Origin of the sequence: Streptomyces zingiberis, from assembly GCF_012034935.1 — a bacterium.
In the GTDB taxonomy this organism is placed as follows: Bacteria; Actinomycetota; Actinomycetes; order Streptomycetales; family Streptomycetaceae; genus Streptomyces; species Streptomyces zingiberis.
The window spans coordinates 26,870-43,699 of record NZ_JAATEN010000001.1; the positions used below are offsets into that span (position 1 = coordinate 26,870).

Below are 16,830 nucleotides of genomic sequence, written 5' to 3' on the forward strand. Positions count from 1 at the left end.
TCGTCTCCTCGGCTCCCCGGCTCAGCCGCCGGCTCGGGTACGGGGGTCGATGAGGCCGTACAGCAGATCGACGACGAGGTTGGCGCCGAGCACGGCCACCGTGATGACCAGGAAGATCCCCTGCATCAGCGCGTAGTCGTTGTTCTGCACGGCCTGGAGCAGCTTTCCGCCGATGCCGGGGTACGAGAACACCTGCTCGGTGATGATGGAACCGGCCACGACGAAGCCGAGGGAGATCGCGAACCCGGCGACCGACGGCAGCACCGCGTTGCGCGCCGCGTAGTGCGTCATGACGCGCCGCTCCCGCAGCCCCTTGGCCCGGGCGGTGAGGACGTAGTCCTCGTCCACCGTGGAGACCATCATGTTGCGCATCCCCAGCAGCCAGCCGCCCACCGAGGAGATGACGATGGTGAGCGCGGGGAGGGTGCCGTGGTAGAGGGCCGAGGCCAGGAACTCCCCGTTCCAGCCGGGGTCCAGGATCACGTCGTAGCCGCCGAGCAGCGGGAACCACCCGAGCGCGGAGCCGAACACCGCCACCAGGATGAGCGCCAGCCAGAAGTACGGCACCGCCGCCAGCACCGTGGTGGCGGGCACCAGCTGGTCCAGCCAGGTGCCGCGCCGCCACCCGGTGAACATGCCGAGCCCGACGCCGAGGAGGAAGGAGATCAGCGTGGCCAGCCCCACCAGCACGATGGTCCAGGGCAGCGACTGCCGGATCACCTCGGCGGCCGGGGTCGGGAAGACGCTGACCGAGATCCCCAGGTCGCCGCGGGCGAGCCCGGCCAGATAGGAGAGGTACTGGTTCCACAGCGGCTCCGAGCTGTCGGTGCCGAGGAGGAGTTCGTACGCGCGGCGGACCGACGGGTCCACGGAGCCGCCGCGCTGGGCGAGCCGGGCCATCAGGGTGTCCACCGGATTGCCCGGCATCAGCCGGGGGATGAAGAAGTTCAGGGTCAGCGCGGCCCACAGGGCGACCGCATAGAACCCGAGCTTCCGGATGTAGTACCTCACGGGCCGCCGCCCGGCGCGCCGTCGCGGGTGGGTCCGCGCATGCTTCCTCCTCGGAACCGGCCGGACGGCGGGCCTGCCCGCCGGGCCGTCCGGTGGATCGTGAACACCGGCGGAACCGCCGCCGAACCGCTCGTCACCGCTCGTCGCCCACCCGGCCGGCGGCCCCCAGGGGGCGGCCCGGCCGGGTGTGGCCGGCTCCGGTGGGTTCCGGAGCCGGCTCCCCGTCACCCCGCGGGCTTCAGCCGCTTGAAGATCTCCGAGTGGTCGGGGCGCTGCCAGACCGCGGGGAAGGCGTACAGGTCCTCCTCGCTGGGCCAGCCGGTGAACTTCTCCGCGTTGTACTCGCTGGTGGTGCCCGCGGTCAGCACGGGGATGTAGGGCATCTCCTCCTCCAGCGCCTCCTGGATGGCGTCGAAGTGCGGCTGCCGCCCGGCGGTGTCCTCGCGGTCGATGCCCTTGAGCGCGGCCAGCGCCCGGTCGACCCTCGTGTCCGACCAGCGGGAGTAGTTCGGCTGGGCGGTCTCGCCGACCTTCGCGGTGGTCTCGGAGGAGTAGAAGTAGTGGTAGAGGTAGAAGGGGTCGGCGGAGGGCCCCTGGTAGAGAGAGTCGATCAGCAGCTCGAAGCGGCCCTGGCCGCGGGCGTCGGACCACTCGTTCCAGGAGAGCTGCTGCGGCGTCACCTTGATGCCGGCCTTCTTCAGCTGCTGGCCCATGGTGTCCACGGCGGTGATGTAGTCGGTCCAGCCGGTGACGACCTTGATGGTGAGTTCGACGGCCTTGCCGTCCTTGGCGTAGATCCCCTCACCGTTCTTCGTGTAGCCGGCCTCCTCAAGGAGCTGTGCCGCCTCGCTCACCTGCGGCTGCATGGGCGCGAGCCGGTCCCCCAGCCCGTCGGAGAGGAGCGCCTTGTCCCGCTCGGGGAGGGCGAAGCCGGGGGATATCGCGGAGGAGGTGGACTGGAAGGCCAGTTCGTTGAGCTGGGTGCGGTCCAGGGCGTGGTAGATCGCCTTCCGCACGGCGGGGTCGGTCTGCGGGCCCTCGCAGCCCCGGTCCTTCTCGGCGCAGGTCATCAGCACGGTCTGGTTCATGGGGACCGTGATGGCCCGGTAGCCGGGGTAGTTCTTCTCGACGCCGGCGATGTCGGGCACCGGGCCGGTCTGCCAGTCGATCTTCCCGGCGGCGAGGGCGTCGGCGCCGGCCTGGTTGCCGGAGAGGGAGAGGTAGCGGATCCGCTTGACGGCCGGTTCGCCGTCCCAGTAATCGGGGTTGGCCTTGAGGGTGAACGCCTGCGGCTTGAAGGTGTCGAGCGCGAACGGGCCGGTGCCGACCGGCTCGCGGATGACGTCCTTCGAGGGGTCCTTGATCCCGCGCCAGAGGTGCTCGGGCACCATCCACACCCGGCCGAGCACGTACGGGCCGTCCAGGAAGGAGGGCTTGTCGAAGGTGATCTTCACATGGGTGTCGTCGACGGCCGTGGCCTCGCCCTCGAAGCCCACGGCGTTGAGGGTCGGGTGCTTGTCGATCATGTCCAGGGTGAAGACGACGTCGTCGGCGGTGAACTTCTCGCCGTCGCTCCAGGTGACGCCCTCGCGGAGGGTCACCGACAGCTCGGTGCCGTCCTCGTTCCAGGCGTACTCGGTGCCGAGCCGGGGCTGCGGCTCCTCGTTCTTGGTGAGGTTGTAGAAGAAGAGCGACTCGAAGATGGTGCCGTCCCCGTCGAGCCGGGCGGGGGCGTAGGGGTTGAAGTTGATCTGGTAGTCGCCGGCCTGGCCGGTGTAGACGATCAGGGTGCCGTCGCCGCGGCCCGAGTCGCCGCCGCCGGAGCACCCGGCGAGCAGGGCGGCCGTCGCGGCCAGGGAGACCCCCGCCGCGCGCACGCGCCCCCGCCGTCGCCCTGACCCCCGGTTCTGCTGCAGGAACATCGTCAGTCCTCTCACTCGCCGGGTGACGCCCGAAGCCGTCACCGGAGCCGAGCCGCCGCCTCCGCGGGGGTCCCTCGTCCTGGGCCCGCCATGTGTCGGAGATTGTTAAGACGCCGAATAAACAAAGTCAAGGCCCGTGCAGCGGTGGGATGTTGAGGGCCGGTGTGGCACACCCGGCACCCCCGCGCGGACCTCGGACGGGGCTTCATGAGCGCCCCGCCGCCCCGCCGCCGCGATCCGCGCCGTCACGGGTGAACGGGGGAGCCGTCGCGGTGGCGCCACCGCCGGCGCCCGGCTCCGCCGGCCGCACGGGAACGGCGGACCCGGGGGACACGTCGTCAGGCCACGGAACCGAGCCCCCACGTAAGGCCGTCGCCCGGCCCGGACGGCATGGGTACGGTGGGGCGCGCATCAGCGGCGCGGGCGGAGGGCACAGTGGGCGTACCCGTAGGAGCCGGTGGATCCGGCGGACCGGGCGGACCGGGCGGACCGGGCGGACCGGCGCAGTCCACCCCGCACACCAGCAGCAGATCGGCCGTCCTGGACGTGATCCGGGCCGCGGGCACCATCAGCCGCGTCGGTCTGGTGCGGGCCACCGGCTTCACCGGGGCGACGATCTCCACCGTGGTGCGCCGCCTCATCGACGACGGGCTGGTGGTGGAGACCGGACGGGCCGAGTCCACCGGTGGCAAGCCGCGGGTGCTGCTCCAGCTCAACCGGTCCGCCCGGTACGCGGTCGGCGTCCATCTCGACCAGGCGGGCCTCACCTACGTCCTGACCAACCTGGGCGGCGCGGTCGTCGCGCGGATGTCCCGCGCCGGTGCGGGTGCCGAGGACCCGCCGGTGGTCGTCGCGCGGATGGCCGGGGAGGTGGACGCGCTGATCGACGGCGTCGGTGTGGACCGGGGCCGGGTGCTGGGCCTGGGCCTGGTCTCCCCCGGCCCGCTCACCCCCACCAGCGGGATGCGGCTCACCCCGCCCGCGATGCGGCCCTGGGAGGACTACCCGCTGGACCGGGCGCTGGCGGAGGCCACCGGCCTGCCCGTCGTCCTCGACAACGACGCCACGGCGGCGGCGCTCGGCGAGCACTGGTCCGGCGACGTCGGCGGCGCCGCCACCTTCGCCGCGCTCTACATGGGCACGGGCATCGGCGCGGGCCTGTTCGTGGGCGGCCTCCCCTACCGGGGGGCCAGCGGCAACGCGGGCGAGATCGGCCACGTCTGCCTGGACGTCGAGGGCCCGGAGTGCTGGTGCGGGGCGCGCGGCTGCACGGAGGTGCTGGCCGGGCCGGCCGCCGTGGTCGCCGCCGCCCGCGCCGACCGGGAGCTGGCCCGGCTCACCGGGCTGACCGGGAGCGACGGCCGGGAGCGGCACCGTCCGTCCGTGGTCGCGGAGTTCGCGGCCGTCGCGCGCGCCGCCCGCGCCGGGGAGCCCGCGGCCCGCGCCCTGCTGGAGCGCTCCGCCCGCCACCTCGCGGTGGCGGCCCGCACCCTGGCCAACGTCATGGACCTGGAACTGCTGGTGCTGACCGGGCCGAGCCTGGCGATCGCGGGCGCCACCTACCTCCCCGTCGTCCAGGAGGAACTGGACCGCTCCTTCTTCTCCCGGGCCACCCACCCGGTCACCGTCCGCCTCTCCGCCTCGGCCGCCACGGCCCCGGCCATCGGCGCGGCCACCATGGTGCTCCAGAGCGAACTGGTCCCGCTCCGCCAGGGCCTGCGCCTCCCGGACAACCTCGCGGACGCGGAACCGGGGGCGGTCCGGACGCCCCCCGCCGGACCGGCACCGACCGGCGTCAGGAGCGGGGCGCCCCCTGAGCGGCCGTCGCCACCGCACGCGCGGACCGGCGGGCGACAGCCGCGGTGACGATCTGCTGGGCCAGCGCGCCGAGCATGACCGGCCCTGCACCACCCGGGGCCGGCGGCGCCTCCCCGGTGGTACCCCCGGCCGGGGGGCCGGGGCAGCGGTGCAGACGCGAGCGACGACGAACTTCGAGGAGCGGGATGTCTGAGCGGGAAGCGGAGACCGGGGGCGTCCCCCCGGCGGTCACCTGGGGGCTGCTGGCCGCCTTCGCGGTGCACGACCTGGAGGAACTCGCCACCATGCCCGGCTGGGCCGCGGCCGAGGTGGACCGGCTGCGCAGGCGTCACCCGAAGGTCCCCGAGCGGGTGTGGGCCACGATGAGCGTGACACCCGGGCACGCGGCCACCGCCATCGGCCTGATGGGCCTGGTGGTCGGCGCGGCGTCGGCCGACGGAGCCAGAACCGGCGGGCGGTCACCGTTCTTCCAGACCGTGCTGGCCGGTTTCGGGCTGCACGCGGTCTCCCACGTCGCCCAGAGCGCGGCCCTGGGCCGTTACACCCCCGGTGTGGTCACCGCGCCGCTGGTGGTCGCCCCGTTCTCGCTCTGGGCCTGGCGTGAGCTGCGGCGCGCCGGAGTCCTCCAGGAGGTCGGCACCCGGAACGTGGTGAGCGGCGCCATGATGTTCCCGCTGGGCATCCTCGGCGTGCACCTGGCCGCCTTCGGGGCCGGACGGCTGGCCCGGCGGGCGCGGGCCCCCCGCCGCCCGGCCGCGCGGCTCCCGTCAGGCCGCCTCGTCCGGATCCCCCGCCGCGGTACGGGCGCCCTGCGGCCCCAGGGTGGTGCGCAGCCGTAGCAGGCCCCGGCGGGCGTGGCTCTTCACGGTGCCGAGGGGCAGCCCGGTCCGGCCCGCTATCTGACGTTGCGTCAGGTCTTCGTAGAACGCCATCCGGAGGACCTGGCGCTGCGCCGGTGGCAGCCGTTCCAGCTCCTGGCGGATCACCACGCGGTCCAGGACCGCCTCCGGCCGCGCCGGTTCGGGCGCTCCGGTGAGCGCCGCGCCCGCCACGGCCACCAGCTCCGCGCGGCGGGTGCGGCCGGCCAGCGCGTCGGCGATCTTGTACCGGGCGATCCCGGCGAGCCAGCCCGGTAGCGTCCCGCGCTCGGGGCGGAAGCCGTCGCGGCCCCGCCAGGCGGCGAGGAACACGAGCTGCGTGACGTCCTCGGCCTCGCGCTCGTCGCCCAGCGCCCGGCGGGCCAGGGCGTGCACCAGACCGCCCCAGCGCCGGTGGACCGCCGCCAGGCACGCCTCGTCACCCGCGCGGAGGCCGGCGGCCAGCTCGTCGTCGGGGACGGAAAGACCAGAGGGGGCGGAGGGGGCGGAGGCGACGCAGACGGAGGACGCCGCGAACGGAGCGGGGACGGCCCGGGAGCGGCGGCCTTCCACGGCGCCGCGCACGGCGGGGCGAGGGGTGGGGGCGGCCGTGGACGACACGTTCGTTGCGCTCCTCACGCCGGGGCCGGCACGGGCCGGCGGTGCGGACGGGGGCGGGCCCGCGCGCTCCCGGGAGGCCACCGGGGCGCGCGGGCCGCCACCGGGCGCCTCCACGGCGCCACGGTCCGGTCAGCTTCGGACGCCCCGGGAGGCGGGGGCAACTCGCATCGTTTGCGCATCGGAATGGCCGCGCACCGGCCGTACGCTGGCCACATGAGCGACACGGCGGACCGTACGGGGCGGAACGGGGGCGCGGCGACGCCTGTACCGGCGGGGCTTCCCACCGGAGCGGTCGCGCGACGGCTCGGGGTCTCCCCCACCACCCTGCGCTCCTGGGAACGGCGCTACGGCATCGGCCCCGCCACCCGCCCGGAGGGCCGCCACCGCCGCTGGACGCCGGAGGACATCGCCCTGCTGGAGGAGATGTGCCGGCTCACCGCGTCCGGCGTCCCCCCGGCGGAGGCGGCGCGGGCCGTCCTGCCCCGGCCCGCCCGGCTTCCGGACCCCGCGCCGTCCGCCGCGCCGGAGCCGGCGGGGCGGGAGCGGGTGCGGATACGGGTGCGGGAGCCCGGGTCGGGCAACGGGCTGCCGCTCGGCCCGGTACGGCCCGACGTGGTGCGGGAGTGCCGTGGGCTGGCGCGGGCCGCCGTGCGGCTGGACGCGGCGGCGGTGGAGCGGCTGCTGGGCTCCGCCGTCGCGCGGCACGGGCTGGTGACGGCGTGGGAGGAGGTGATGGTGCCCGCGCTGCGGGCGGCGGGCCGCAAGTGGGCCACGGCCGGGTCGCGGTATGTCGAGGTGGAGCACCTGCTCTCCTGGCACGTCTCCTCGGCGCTGCGCCGGGTGCCCGCCGCGCCCGCGGCCGGGACCCCTCCGGTGCTGCTGGCGTGCGTCCCGGCGGAGCAGCACACCCTGCCGCTGGAGGCGCTGGCCGCGGGGCTGGCCGAACGGGGCGTCACCGTACGGATGTTCGGGGGCGCCGTGCCGCCCGAGGCGCTGGACGCGGCCGTGCGGCGCACCGGGCCGGCGGCGGTCGTCCTGTGGTCGCAGAGCCGTTCGACGGCCAGCCGGGCCCTGGCGCTCCGCACCGCCGCCGGCGAGTGGGGCATCCAGGGCGCCCGGACCCGTCCCACCGTGCTGCTCGCCGGGCCGGGCTGGGCGGGCGCCGCCGTGCCCGGCACCGTCCGCCCGGCGACCCTGCGCGAGGCGCTCGGGGCGCTGACCGGGCCGGAGGCGCCGGGCGCGCCGGGCGCCCAGGACGTGCGGGACGTGCGGGACGTGCGGGACGCTCGGGACGTGCGGGACGTGCGGGACGTGCGGGACGCTCGGGACGTGCGGGACGCTCGGGCCGTGCGGGACGCTCGGGACGTGCGGGACGCTCGGGCCGTGCGGGACGCTCGGGACGCGTCAGGTCTCCGAGGCGTACCGGGAGTCCCGGAAGCGCGGGCGCCCCGCGGAGCGCCGACGGTGCCGGCAGCGCCGGCAGGCCCGGGGGCACCGGAAGGCCCGGGGGCACCGGAAGGCCCGGGGGCGCCGTAGCACCCAGGGGCGCCGGAAGGCCCGGGGGCGCCCGGATCGGGCAGCGCGCCCACGCTCACTCCTGCCCGCGGGCGCGCCGGAAGCGGAGCAGCCCGTCCGTGAGGTCGACGATCGGCTCCGGATAGCCGAGCCGCGAGCGTTCCGCCGCGGGCAGCCGCCACGGTTCGTGGAGATACGGCGGTTCCAGTTCCGCCAGTTCGGGGACCCAGCGCCGGACGTACGCCCCGGCGCGGTCGAACCGCCGGCCCTGGGTGACGGGGTTGAGCACCCGGTTCGGCCGGGTGTCGGTGCCCGTTCCCGCCGCCCACTGCCAGTTGAGCTGGTTGTTGGCGAGGTCCGCGTCGGCCAGCCACCGGGTGAAGTGCCGGGCCCCGATCCGCCAGTCGACGTAGAGGGTCTTGGTGAGGAAGCTCGCGACGAGCAGCCGCCCCCGGTTGTGCATCCACCCCTCGTGGCGGAGCTGGCGCATCGCGGCGTCGATCACCGGGTAACCCGTGCGCCCCTCCCGCCAGGCGGCGATCTCCGGGGCCGCCTCGCGCTCCGTGCGCCAGCGGTCGTGCCGTGCGCGGTAGTCGGCGTGGGCGGCGGCGGGCCGTGCGGCCAGCACCTGGTGGTGGAAGTCCCGCCAGCAGAGCTGACGGACGAACGCCTCACCGCCGGGGCCGCCCGCGCGCCGCGCCCGGTGCGCCAGTTCGGCCGGGGAGACGGTGCCGAAGTGCAGATGCCCGGAGAGGTGCGAGGTGGCGTCGCCCGCCAGGTCGTCATGGCGCTCCTCGTAGGCGGCCAGGCCGTGACGGAACCAGGACGCGGCCCGGGACCGGCCCGCCTTCTCGCCGCCCGCCGCCAGCCCCGGGGAGACGCCCGCCACGGAGGCGCGGTCCGGCAGCGGCTCCGAAGCCGGCCCGTCCGGCACGCGCACCCGGCGCGGCGCCGCCAGCGGGGTCCGGTGCGGCTCCGCCGACCAGCGGCGGAAGTACGGGGTGAACACGGCGAAGTGATCGCTGCCGGCGCCGGAGGGGGTCACCGCCCCCGGTGGGACGACCGTCACCACCGCGTCATGCGCGACCAGCCGCCGCCCGGCCGCGGCCAGGGCCTCCCGCAGCCGCCGCTCCCGCTGCCGGGCGTACCCGCTCACCCCCGCGGCCAGATGGACCTCGGCGGCCCCCACCTCGGCGGCGACCTCGCACACCCGCTCGACCACCGGGCCGGAGCGCACCACGAGCCGGCCACCGCGCTCGCGGAGCCCGGTGTCGAGGGCGGCCAGGCAGTCAGCGAGGAAGGCGCGGCGGTTGGGGGCGGGGAAGCCGGCCGCCTCGATGCCCTCGTCCCGGACGAAGAGCGGCACGACGGCATCCGCCGAGCCGAGCGCGGCGCGCAGCGGGGGGTGGTCGTGGAGACGCAGGTCGGAGGTGAAGAGGACGACCGAGACCGAGACGTTCATGGCGCGCTTTCCGGGATCGGATGGGTGTGGGTGTGGGGGTGGGGGTGGGGGGACGGGAACGGGACGCGAGGAGGAAGGCCGGCCGGGTCCGGGCGCGGGGTGGGGTGGGGGGGGGTGGGGTGGGGTGGGGTGGGGTGGGGTGACGGTGACGCGGAGTGTCAGGGGAGTAAGGGCCATCGGGGGCGAGTGGTGACGGACGGGTGATGAGCGGGCGGGAGGTGGTGGACTGCTGGTGGCGGGAGGGTCGTAAGCGGCGGGGCAGGGGACGGGTTCTGGGTTCCGGGTACCGCGCGCCGCACGCGTCCGGGGTGCCCCGGGCACGGCCCCAGGCTCCAGGGGCCCGGGGCCGTGCCCGGCGGGCTCCGGGCTCCGGGCTCCGGGCTCCGGGCGGAGTGGTGCGTGGCGGCCGTGTCCGTGGGGTTCGGGCCGGGGGCCGTCCCCGGATGCATGGCGCCGTGGGGGTGGCCGGCGTCCGTCCGGGGCAGGCCCCGCGCGCTTGTCCGTACCCCGCGCGGGACCGGGGCAGCGCCGTCCGGAGGTCCGACCGCCCGGACGGGCGCCGCCCGGTGGCCGCGTGCGGGCGACGGCGCGTCCGGCCCCGCTGCCCGGCACGCGCCGCCCGCCGCCGGGCACGCGCCTCCCGGTACCCGGCACGCACCTCCCGGCACCCTTCGCCCGGCGCCCGGCGCCCGGCACCCGGCGGCACCTGGCACCCGGCGGCCGGCGGCCGAGGGCCGAGGGCCGAGGGCCGGCGACCGGCACGCCCGAACGGTCCTCGCCCGGACGTGGCGCGGGCCTCCGCGGCGCCCGGCGTGATCGACTGGAGCGGTGGCGTCCGGCGCCGTCCGGCGGGCCGCCTCGGTGACGTGGCCGTCCGCCCGCATCCGAACGGTGCCCGTGCCCCGAAGGAGAGATGAGAGGAAGTCAGCCGGCTGCCGTGACGAGAGGACGTGCGAAGTGCGCCGCACCCAGGCCGAGGAGTCCCGAGCCGCAGCCGCCCGGCACCGCCCGGAGCCGGCCGCCGCCCGCCACCCCCGGGAATCGGCGGAATCGCCGCGTCCGCACCGTTCCGGCGGGTACGCGGGGCTTGTGGAACCCAACAGCCCGGCCGCCGGAGCCCTCGCCGTGCCCGCCCACCCGGAGCCGGGCCCGGTCCCCGATCCGTCCCGGGACCCGGCTCAGGCCCCTTCCCCGGGTCAGGACCCGTCCCCGGCTCAGGCCCCTTCCCCGGCGCAGGCCCCGCCCCCGGCTCCGACCCCTTCCCCGGCTCCGAACCCTTCCCCGGCTCCGCCGTCGTTCCCGGTCCGGGCCGCGGCCGGTTCGCCGTCCGCACCCGCGTTCGCTCCCCCCGCCTCCCCGAGCCCGCGCGCCCTGGACCCGTCGGCCGTGGACGCGGACGTACCGGGGACCGTCGGGCACATACTCGGTGACGTGCTGCGGGAACGGGTCTCCGCCGCGGCCGGGGTCGACGAGGTCTTCGGCCGCGACATCGCCGAGCGCGTCCTGCGCTTCACCCTCGACGGCGGCAAGCGGATGCGCAGTCAGTTCCTCTGGTGGGGCCTGCGCGCCTGCGGCGGCGGGAACGGCCCCGCGGAGGCGGCGTCGGCGCTGCGCGTCGCCGCGGCGCTGGAGCTGATCCAGACCTGCGCCCTCGTCCACGACGACGTGATGGACGACTCGCCGCTGCGGCGTGGCCGTCCTGCCCTCCACCTGGACATCGGCGCGCAGTACGGCGGCAGCGGCAGCGATGGGCCGTGGGGTGCCCAGTGGGGTGCCCCGCGCGGCGGCCGTGACGGTGCCCCGAACGGCCCCGCCCCCACCGGCCCCACCGGCCCCGCCGGCCCCGCGTCCCCGGACGGGACGGACACGGCCGACGCCCCGGGGACCCCGGCCGGCGCCGAGGACACCGCGCGCCGCGCCGGAAACGGCACCGGCACCGGCATCACCTTCGGCCGCGCCGCCGCCGTCCTCGCCGGTGACCTCGCCCTGGCCTGGGCCGACGACACCCTGGCCGAGACGCCGCTGCCGCCGGAGGCCCACCGCCGGGTGCGCGAGGTCTGGCGGGCCATGCGCACGGAGATGGTGGCCGGCCAGTATCTCGACCTGCACGGACAGCGGACCGGCGCACGTTCGGTGATCCGGGCGGTCCGCACCGCCTGCCTCAAGAGCGCCCTGTACTCGGTGGAGCGTCCCCTGGCGCTGGGCGCGGCGCTCGCCGGCGCCGACGAGCGCACCACCCGTGCCCTGTGCGCGGCGGGCCGCTGCGCCGGGATCGCCTTCCAGCTCCGCGACGACCTGCTCGGCGTCTTCGGCGACCCGGAGCGCACGGGCAAGCCGTCGGGGCAGGACATCCGCGAGGGCAAGCCCACCTACCTGGTCGCCGTCGGGCGCTCCCGGGCCGAGGCGGCCGGTGACCGGGCGGCGCTCGTCGTGCTGGACGGCGCCCTGGGCGATCCGGAGTTGCCCGAGGCGGACCTGGACCGGGTCCGCGCCGTGCTCACCGCCACCGGGGCGCGCGCCCTCACCGAACGCACCATCGACCGCCTGGTGACACGGAGCCGTCACCACCTGGCGTCCGCCGACATCGAGCCGGTGGCGGGCGCCCGGGTGCGGGCACTGCTGTCCGCCGTCGCGGGCGCCACCAATCCCGGCCCGGGCCCCGGCTCCGGGGCCGACCCCGCATCCGGTCCGGGCCCCGCATCCGACGCCGCCCCCGGCACCCACCGTGACGCCGGCACCCGCCCCACGGCGGGCGGCCGTCCCGAAGCGCACACCCGCCCCGGCGCGAACGGCGACCCCGGCACCTACGCCGAGGCCGACACCTACGCCCACACCGAGGCCGAGGCCGGCGCCTACCCCTACCCCTACGCCGAAGCCGAGGCCGGTGCCGACACCTACACCGAGGCCGACACCTACACCGAGGCCGAGGCCGGGGCCGGTCCCGGGGCCGACGGGAGCACGGCCCCGCGCCCGGGCCCCGTGCGGGAGCCCGCGCCCGAGCACGGGCGCGACGACCACGAAGGGGACCCCGTTCCGGACGAGTTCGGCCTGGCGCTGCCCCTGCTCCTGGCCACCACCGCCGAAGGAGACCACCGTTGAGTCCGACCCCGGCCGGCACCCCCGCACCCCGGAACGACCCGAACCCTCCGGCCGGCCCGCCGGGCGATCCGGCCACCCCAGCCACCCCGTCGGGGACGGCGCCGGCCTCTGCCTCGTCGTCGTCGGCGTCGTCGTCGGCGGCGGCGGAGGTGGCGGCGGCGGAGGTGGCGGCGGCGGCGAGTACACCCCGCCCGCCGTCGAGCGCGGCGGCCCCACCGCCCACGGCGCCGGGCGCGGCGGCCCCACCCGCGAGCCCACCGCACCGGCCGGCGGGCACACCGGCCCCGCCGCCGGCCCCGGCGGACGCACCCGGGCCGCCCGCGCCACCCGCCCCCTCCGGACGGGGCCCACGCACGGCGGCCGTCGCGCGGCGCGGGCCGCGGACCGTCCCCGGCCGCACCGACCATGTGGTGGTCGTCGGCGCCGGGCTGGCGGGGCTCTCCGCCGCGCTGCACCTGCTGGGCGCGGGGAGGCGGGTGACCGTCGTCGAGCGCGGCGCGCTGCCCGGCGGCCGCGCCGGGCGGCTGGACCTGGGCGGCGGCTACCACGCCGACACCGGGCCCACCGTGCTGACGATGCCGGAGCTGGTGGACGAGGCGCTGGCCGCCGTCGGCTCCGGCCTCCACGAGCGGCTGGACCTCGTCCCCCTCCACCCCGCCTACCGCGCCCGGTTCGCCGACGGCGAAGTGCTCGACGTGCACACCGGGGCCGCGGCCATGGAGAGCGAGATCGAGCGGTTCGCGGGCGCGCGGGAGGCGCGCGGCTACCGGCGCCTGCGCCGCTGGCTGGAGAAGCTGTACGCGGTGCAGATGCGCCGTTTCATCGACGCCAACTTCGACTCGCCCTTCCAGCTCGTCCACCCCGATCTGGCGCGCCTCGCCGCCCTCGGCGGCTTCGGCCGGCTCGACGCCCGCATCGGCCGGTTCCTCTCCGACGAGCGGCTCCGCCGCGTCTTCTCCTTCCAGGCGCTCTACGCGGGCGTGCCCCCGGCCCGGGCGCTGGCCGCGTACGCCGTCATCGCCTACATGGACACCGTGGCCGGGGTGTACTTCCCGCGCGGCGGGATGCACGCGCTGCCCCGGGCGCTGGCGGACGCGGCGGCCGAGGCGGGCGCCGAGTTCCGCTACGGCGAGGAGGTGACGGAGCTGGAGCGGGCCGGCGCGGCCGCGCCCCGCGCGGGTGGCCGGATCTCGGCCGTGGTCACCGACCGGGGCCGGATCGCCTGTGACGCGGTCGTGCTCACCCCCGACCTGCCCGTCACATACCGGCTGCTGGGGCGCGTGCCGCGCCGGCCGGTGGCGCTGCGTCACTCCCCCTCGGCGGTGGTGCTGCACGCGGGCACCGACCGCACCTGGCCGGAACTCGCCCACCACACGCTCTCCTTCGGCGCCGCCTGGAAGTCCACCTTCCGGGAACTCACCCGGGACGGCTCCCTGATGAGCGACCCGTCGCTGCTGATCACCCGGCCCACCGCGAGCGACCCCTCGCTGGCGCCGCCCGGCCGCCACCTCCACTACGTCCTGGCGCCCTGCCCCAACACCGACCTCGGCCCGGGTCCCCGGGAGTGGGCGGAGCTGGGCCCCCGCTACCGGGACGCCGTGCTGCGCGAGCTGGAGGGGCGCGGGCTGGCCGGACTGGGCGCCGCCATCGAGACGGAGGCCCTGGTCACCCCGGCCGACTGGACCGCCGAGGGGCACGCCGCCGGCACCCCGTTCTCCGCCGCGCACACCTTCGCGCAGACCGGCCCGTTCCGGCCGCGGAACCTCGTACGGGGGACGGAGAACGCCGTGCTCGCCGGCTGCGGCACCACACCCGGCGTCGGGGTGCCGACAGTCCTCGTCTCCGGCAAGCTCGCCGCCGCCCGGATCACCGGCGGACCCGGCGCGCACCGCCCGGGGCGCCCGGGACGCCCCACCGGCGTCCGCGTCCCCCGTCCCGCCAGAAAGGGCAGCCCCGCATGACCGCACGTGAACTCGGCGCGGCCGGCATCACCGATCCCGCGCTGCGCGCCGCCTACCGGGAGTGCCGGCGGCTGAACGCGCGCCACGGCAAGACGTACTTCCTCGCCACCCGGCTGCTGCCGGTGGAGCGGCGCCCCGCCGTCCACGCCCTGTACGGCTTCGCCCGCTGGGCCGACGACATCGTCGACGACCTGGGCCAGGACACCCCCGCGGCCGAACGGGCGCTCGCCCTCGCCCGGTTGCGGGACGAACTCCTGGCGGGGCTGCGCGACGGCGCGGGGGCGGCCCCGCGCTCCCCGGCGGGCGACGCCGAGCCGGTGGTCCGCGCCCTCGCGCACACCGCCGAGCGGTACGCCATCGACCACCGCCACTTCGCCGACTTCATGGACTCCATGCGCGCGGACCTGGAGGTCACCGACTACCCCGACTACGCGGCGCTCCGCGGCTACATGCACGGCTCGGCCGCCGTCATCGGGTTGCAGATGCTGCCGGTGCTCGGCACCGTCGTCCCCCGTGAGGAGGCCGAGCCGCACGCCGCCGCGCTCGGGGTGGCGTTCCAGCTCACCAACTTCCTGCGGGACGTGGGCGAGGACCTCGACCGGGGCCGGGTCTACCTCCCCGCGGACCTGCTCGCCGCGCACGGCGCCGACCGCGACCTGCTCGCCTGGAGCCGGGCCACGGGCCGCCGCGACCCGCGGATCACCGCCGCGCTGCGGGCCGCCGCCGAGCTCACCCGCGGGGTCTACCGGGAGGCGGCGCCCGGCATCGCCATGCTCGACCCCGTCTCCCGGCCGTGCATCCGCACCGCCTTCGTCCTCTACGGGTCCATCCTGAAGGCCGTGGCCGACGACGGGTACGCGGTGCTCCACCGGCGGGCCGTCGTACCGCGGCGGCAGCGGGCCGTGGTCGCCCTGGACGGACTGGCCCGGCTCACCGCGGCCCGCCTGCGGGCCCACGGCCGGGGCGGGCGGGGTGACCAGGACGACCGGGGCAGCCGGGGCGGCCAGGACGACCGGGGCGGCCACGGCGGTCCGGGAGCCGGGCGCCCGTCCGCCGGTGCCCGCCCCTCCGGCCCGGCACCGACGGGCGGCGGTGCCGGGCCGACGGCCGCCGGAGACCCGGGCACCGGCCACCACCCCGCCGCCGCCCGCCCCACCGGCGAGCGTCCGGACACCGGCCGGCCCGTCACCGGCCGCCCACCGCACGGCCGTTCCCGCACCGTCCGTTCCCGGAGGGACCTCGCAGCATGACCGACACCGGGCCCCAGACCCCATCACCGTCCCCGTCCCCGTCCCCGCCCTCATCACCAACCCCTCCCCCGGCCCCGGCCGCATCCTCCTCTCCCTCCGCCGGTCCGCCCCGGGCCGGCCGGTTCGCGCTGCGGCTCCGCCGCGACCCCGTGCCCTGGGAACGGCAGCGGCCCACCTGGCGCGAGGCCTCCCCCGCGCTGATCGCCGCCGCGCTGAAGCGGGCGCAGGCCCGGCCGTCGGGCAACTGGTACGTCGTCGGCGCGTCCGCCGCGCTCCGCGGCGACCGCCCGCTGGGCCGGACCGTCGCCGGCACCGAGGTCGTGCTCTGGCGGGACGAGGACGGGCGCCCGCAGGCCGGGCCCGGGGCCTGCCCGCATCTGGGCGCGCCGCTCCGGCGGAGCCCGGTCCGCTGCGGCACCCTCGTCTGCCACTGGCACGGACTCGCCCTCGACGGACGCCCGTTCGCGGGCTGGAAGCCGTACCCGGTGCACGACGACGGGGTGCTCCTCTGGGTCCGGCTGGACCACGCCGGCGGTGAGGAGCCGCTGGAGCGCCCGGTGATCCCCGAACGGCCCGCCCCGGATAGCGCCCTGCCCGCGGTGTGGACCGGTTTCGGCCGGTGCGAGCCGGAGGACGTCGTCGCCAACCGGCTCGACCCCTGGCACGGCGCCTGGTTCCACCCGTACTCCTTCGTGGACCTGACGGTGACCCGCGCCCCGGAACCCGACGCCGCCACGGGAGGTGGCGCGGACTCGCACCCGGGCGCGGGGCCGGATGCGAACGCGGACGGGGGGACGGGCTCGGGCGGGGGCACCGACGCGGACGCCGACGACGGGTTCGTGGTCGACGTCTCGTTCAAGGTGGCGGGCCGGGCGGTGGTGCCGGTCCGCGCGGTCTTCACCGCGCCCGAACCCCGCACCGTCGTCATGCGGATCACCGAGGGCGAGGGCGAGGGCTCCGTCGTGGAGACCCACGCCACGCCGCTCACCGCGCCCGGCGCCGCCGGACCGCCGCGCACGGCGGTGGTCGAGGCGGTGATCGCCGGCTCCGACCGGAAGGGCTTCGCGCTGGCCCGAGCCGCCGCGCCCCTGGTCCGTCCGCTGATGCGCGCCGCGGCGGGCCGGCTGTGGCGCGACGACCTGGCCTACGCGGAACGCCGCTGGTCCCTCCGCACCACGGGCCGCTTCCCCGGCTGACGGCCGACCGACGGGCAGGCCCGGCCGAAGGGCAGTCGTCCAGCGGAAGACGGCCGGTGACCAGCGGTCAGCCATCGGCCGTCGGCCGTCGGCAGCCGGCGGTCGACGGTCGACGGTC

General features: G+C 77.2%; 8 protein-coding genes and 3 pseudogenes. 7 read left to right on the top strand and 4 right to left on the bottom strand.

From position 1 onward, the window contains the following. Positions 1 to 21 precede the first annotated feature (21 nt). Positions 22 to 1,011, bottom strand: coding sequence for an ABC transporter permease (locus HCK00_RS00105; RefSeq protein ID WP_168099648.1), 990 nt, complete (start codon positions 1,009 to 1,011; stop codon positions 22 to 24). A 224-nt stretch (positions 1,012 to 1,235) separates the two neighbouring features. After that, entirely contained in the window at positions 1,236 to 2,933 is a 1,698-nt protein-coding gene (locus HCK00_RS00110) for an ABC transporter substrate-binding protein (RefSeq protein ID WP_168099649.1), read from the bottom strand. A 435-nt stretch (positions 2,934 to 3,368) separates the two neighbouring features. Here HCK00_RS00110 and HCK00_RS00115 point away from each other — a divergent pair, with 435 nt between their 5' ends. Then, positions 3,369 to 4,799, top strand: coding sequence for an ROK family transcriptional regulator (locus HCK00_RS00115; protein ID WP_311765081.1), 1,431 nt, complete (start codon positions 3,369 to 3,371; stop codon positions 4,797 to 4,799). Positions 4,800 to 4,936: 137 nt separating this feature from the next. Continuing rightward, on the top strand, positions 4,937 to 5,590 hold the full coding sequence (locus HCK00_RS00120; RefSeq protein ID WP_168099651.1) for an HXXEE domain-containing protein: 654 nt from the start codon (positions 4,937 to 4,939) through the stop codon (positions 5,588 to 5,590). On the opposite strand, the gene HCK00_RS00125 is transcribed toward HCK00_RS00120, so the two are convergent. Further along, complete coding sequence (locus tag HCK00_RS00125) at positions 5,519 to 6,229, bottom strand: sigma-70 family RNA polymerase sigma factor (RefSeq protein WP_375781889.1); 711 nt, start codon at positions 6,227 to 6,229, stop codon at positions 5,519 to 5,521. The genes HCK00_RS00120 and HCK00_RS00125 overlap by 72 nt on opposite strands. 213 nt (positions 6,230 to 6,442) lie before the next feature. Between HCK00_RS00125 and HCK00_RS00130 the strand changes: the two are divergent. Continuing rightward, positions 6,443 to 7,462 (top strand): annotated as a pseudogene (locus tag HCK00_RS00130) (MerR family transcriptional regulator); the annotation flags it as partial. A 358-nt stretch (positions 7,463 to 7,820) separates the two neighbouring features. On the opposite strand, the gene HCK00_RS00135 reads toward HCK00_RS00130, so the two are convergent. Then, positions 7,821 to 9,206, bottom strand: a complete 1,386-nt coding sequence (locus tag HCK00_RS00135) for a cryptochrome/photolyase family protein (RefSeq protein ID WP_168099653.1) — start codon at positions 9,204 to 9,206, stop codon at positions 7,821 to 7,823. Positions 9,207 to 10,625: 1,419 nt separating this feature from the next. Between HCK00_RS00135 and HCK00_RS28330 the strand changes: the two are divergent. The 4 genes and pseudogenes from HCK00_RS28330 to HCK00_RS00155 all read left to right on the top strand — a co-directional run. Continuing rightward, positions 10,626 to 11,903, top strand: a pseudogene (locus HCK00_RS28330) (polyprenyl synthetase family protein); the annotation flags it as partial. An 809-nt stretch (positions 11,904 to 12,712) separates the two neighbouring features. Continuing rightward, positions 12,713 to 14,266 (top strand): phytoene desaturase family protein, encoded by a 1,554-nt coding sequence (gene crtI, locus HCK00_RS00145; protein WP_168099654.1) that lies wholly within the window; start codon positions 12,713 to 12,715, stop codon positions 14,264 to 14,266. Further along, positions 14,263 to 15,237, top strand: a pseudogene (locus HCK00_RS00150) (phytoene/squalene synthase family protein); the annotation flags it as partial. The gene crtI and the pseudogene HCK00_RS00150, both read left to right, overlap by 4 nt. Before the next feature lie 428 nt (positions 15,238 to 15,665). Beyond that, on the top strand, positions 15,666 to 16,712 hold the full coding sequence (locus HCK00_RS00155) for a DUF5914 domain-containing protein (RefSeq protein ID WP_311765083.1): 1,047 nt from the start codon (positions 15,666 to 15,668) through the stop codon (positions 16,710 to 16,712). Positions 16,713 to 16,830: the final 118 nt, after the last annotated feature.